3 protein-coding genes are annotated in these 3403 nt (G+C 64.2%); all 3 read left to right on the forward strand.

Going from position 1 to position 3403, the window contains the following annotated elements; genetic code table 11:
• Nucleotides 1-124: 124 nt before the first annotated feature.
• From CWO91_RS41800 to CWO91_RS41810, 3 genes are read left to right on the forward strand one after another with little or no spacing between them, the layout of a single operon-like run.
• Nucleotides 125-1363 carry a tyrosine-type recombinase/integrase gene (locus CWO91_RS41800; protein WP_130221117.1) on the forward strand — a complete coding sequence of 413 codons (1239 nt, stop codon included), beginning with the start codon at nt 125-127 and terminating at the stop codon, nt 1361-1363.
• Nucleotides 1360-2286 carry a tyrosine-type recombinase/integrase gene (locus tag CWO91_RS41805; protein ID WP_130221118.1) on the forward strand — a complete coding sequence of 309 codons (927 nt, stop codon included), beginning with the start codon at nt 1360-1362 and terminating at the stop codon, nt 2284-2286. The genes CWO91_RS41800 and CWO91_RS41805 overlap by 4 nt, the downstream gene beginning before the upstream one ends.
• Nucleotides 2283-3284 carry a tyrosine-type recombinase/integrase gene (locus CWO91_RS41810; RefSeq protein ID WP_130221119.1) on the forward strand — a complete coding sequence of 334 codons (1002 nt, stop codon included), beginning with the start codon at nt 2283-2285 and terminating at the stop codon, nt 3282-3284. Before CWO91_RS41805 ends, CWO91_RS41810 begins: the two co-directional genes overlap by 4 nt.
• Nucleotides 3285-3403: the final 119 nt, after the last annotated feature.

A 3403-nucleotide genomic window follows, 5' to 3' on the forward strand; every position in this document is an offset into this window, starting at 1 on the left:
TTTATGCCGCCCGCCGAACTATGCCGAGTCGGGTCGTTTTCCCCAGATTTCTGGCTGACCGGCGTTTGGTCGGTTCGGCATAGTTCGTTCTGTGCCTCCGCTTTCAACAGCGGAGAACAGGAAGATGGAAGTTGAAGAGTACTTGGGCAGAAGCCGGCTGTACCGGCGTCTCAGAAGCGGGCTGCACGGACAACTCGTCGAGCGCTACGCCGCTCGTCTCATCGAAGAGAGGCTCGTTCGGCACGGCACGTGGCGTTGCCTCAACGTGGTTGGCGGGCTCCTGAGTTGGATGGCGGGCCGTCGCTACAAGCTGGTCGATCTCGATGAGCAGGTCGTTGAGCGGTACCTCCGGCATCGAGGCGGAAGGCAGTCTATCCAACCCGGTGACCGGGCCGCGCTCAAGCGATGGCTGTCGGTGCTGCGCGAGGAAGGCGTGATCGCGCCGTCGGTGCTGCCGCCTCTCACCCCGCACGAACGGATCTTCAAGGAGTTCGATGCCTACCTGCGATCAGAGCGCGGCTTGGCCCCGAGGTCCATCGTCCGCCATCTCCCGGTCATCCGCAGGTTCCTGCACGAGGTGTGCTCCGGCGGCGCCGCCCTGGGCAAGATCAGCCAAGAGGACGTGATCCGCTACATTGAGCGCCACGCCCAGGATTGGAGCCCGGGAACAGGCAAGGCGATGTGCTGGTCGTTGCGCGCCTTTCTCCGTTACCTCCACCATCGGGGGCTGAACGTGCGCCCGTTGGCGGATTGCGTACCATCGATGCGACGATGGAAGCTCGCAACTCTGCCGACCTATTTGCCTGCCGCTCAGGTACGGAAGGCTCTCGACGGTTGCGACCGAGAGACGGTGATGGGACGGCGCGACTACGCCATTCTGTTATTGCTGGCCAAGCTCGGCCTGCGGGCCGACGAGGTCGCGACGCTCACGCTCGATGATATCGACTGGCGCGCCAGCGAGATGCTCGTTCGCGCCAAGGGCCGACAGCGGGCACGGATGCCGATACCGCCAGACGTTGGCACGGCCATCGTTGCATATCTGCGCAATGGCCGCCCAAAGTCGTCGTGCCGACGGTTGTTCGTCCGCACACTCGCGCCACACGTCGGCTTTGCTTCCGGATGTGCGATCACCATGATCGCCAAGGCCGCCCTCGATCGCGTTGGAATCGAAGGTTGCGCACACCGCGGCGCCCATATCTTCCGACACAGTCTCGCTACCGAGCTTCTCCGATCTGGCGCGACCTTGTCGGAGATCGGACAGTTGCTGCGGCACGAGAACCACGACACCACCCGGATTTACGCGAAGGTCGACATCGACGCGCTGAGAACATTGAGCCTGCCCTGGCCGGGAGGCGTGCAATGACCAATCTGCGCGCCGCACTCGATAAGTACCTGAGCATGCGCAAGGGGCTGGGATACAAGTACGAGCACCAGACCCGTCGGCTCGCCGACTTCGTCGCCTTCATGGAGAAGCGCAAAGCCAGGATCATCACGACGAAGCTGGCAATGGAATGGGCAACGCTGCCGCCCGATCGTCATGCATCCTGGGCGCTGCGATTGAGCGACGTGCGCGGGTTCGCGCGCCATGTCGCCAACTTCGATCCGAGAACAGAGGTGCCGCCCGTCGGCATGCTGCCGGGATGGAAGCGCGCCAAGCCCTATGTCTACAGCGACGCGGAGATCGATGCGTTGCTGACGGCGGCGCTGGCTCTGCCGCCAGCGGGCGGGCTGCGCCGATGGACCTACCATACCCTGTTCGGGCTGATCGTGGTGACGGGCATGCGTATATCCGAGGCGATGGGCCTGGAGCGTCAGGACGTCGACCTCGACGCCGGCGTGCTGACGGTCCGGCTGACCAAGTTCGGCAAGTCGCGGCTCGTGCCATTGCATCCCACGACGAGAACCGCGCTGCGCGACTACGCCGACCGGCGCGACGCGATACTCGGATCACGCTGCGGCTCGACCTTCTTCGTTGCCGAACAGGGAGGCCGCTTGCTGCACCAGTACGTTCATCGCGTCTTCTGGCGATTGTCCCGAGAGATCGGGCTGCGGCGCCCAGGTGATCGTACCGGGCCACGCGTGCACGACTTCCGTCACCGCTTCGCCATCCGGACGCTCCTCGACTGGTATCGCGAAGGCAAGGACGTCGAGCAGCAACTCCCAGTACTGTCCACTTACCTCGGTCACGCCTGCGTGCGCGATACTTACTGGTATCTCTCGGCCTGCCCCGAGTTGATGGAAGAAGCGGCGCGGCGTCTCGATCGGCGATGGGAGGTGACGCCATGAAGCCAGCCTGCAATGTCGCGACGTTGATCGAGCGCTTCTTCACCGACCGCCTCATGCGCCAGCGCAATGTTAGCGGCAACACGATCGCCTCCTACAGGGACACGTTCCGGCTGCTGTTCATGTTCGCACAGGTGCGGCTGCGGAAGCCCCCATCGGCCCTGACGCTAGCCGATCTGGACGCAACGTTCATCGGCGCGTTCCTCACCGATCTCGAGGTAAAGCGCGGCGCCAGCGCGAAGACGCGTAACCTGCGTCTGACCGCCATCCGATCCTTCTTCAGGTTCGTGTCCTTCGAGGAGCCGGCACACAGTGCGCTGATCCAGCGCGTGCTCGCCATACCGAGCAAGCGCCACGACAAGCGACAGGTGCACTTCCTGACGCGCCCCGAGATCGAGGCGGTTCTCGCCGCGCCCGATCGAACGACGTGGCTTGGCCGCCGCGATCACACCTTGCTGCTGGTCGCGGCCCAGACGGGCTTGCGCCTCTCAGAACTGACCGGCCTTGACCGGGATGCCGTCCACCTCGGGTCTGGCGCACACGTACGATGCGTCGGTAAAGGGCGGAAGGAGCGGACCACTCCGCTGACCACACTCGCTCGGTGTGCGCTCCAGGCATGGCTCAAGGAACCGTTGCGGAAAGGAGCAACAGCGTTGTTCCCCAACGTGCACGGCGGCCGGCTCAGTGCCGACAGCGTCCAGTCGCTGCTGGGAAAGCATGTTCGCGTCGCTCACAAGAGTTGCCCGTCTTTGAAGGCCAAGAGCGTGTCACCGCACGTGCTGAGACACAGCGCTGCGATGGAACTGCTGCAGGCCGGCGTCGACTGCTCCGTGATCGCGCTGTGGCTCGGTCATGAATCGGTCGAGACGACGCAGACGTACCTGCACGCCCACCTCGCCCTCAAGGAAGCTGCCCTGGCGAAGCTCAAGCCGTACGAGCGCGGCAAGCGAACCCGCTTCCAGCCGAACGACCGCCTGCTCGCCTTTCTGGAGGCGCTCTGAACGACCAGACTATGCCGAATGGAATGGGGCTGCCCTGCACGCGATCGGCGGTGCCAGCGTGACAACGGCGTGCCATACCAACTCCGTTTGGCATAGTTCGGCGGGCGGCATAAACGGCC

Source organism: Bradyrhizobium genosp. SA-3, from assembly GCF_004212635.1.
GTDB lineage: Bacteria > Pseudomonadota > Alphaproteobacteria > Rhizobiales > Xanthobacteraceae > Bradyrhizobium.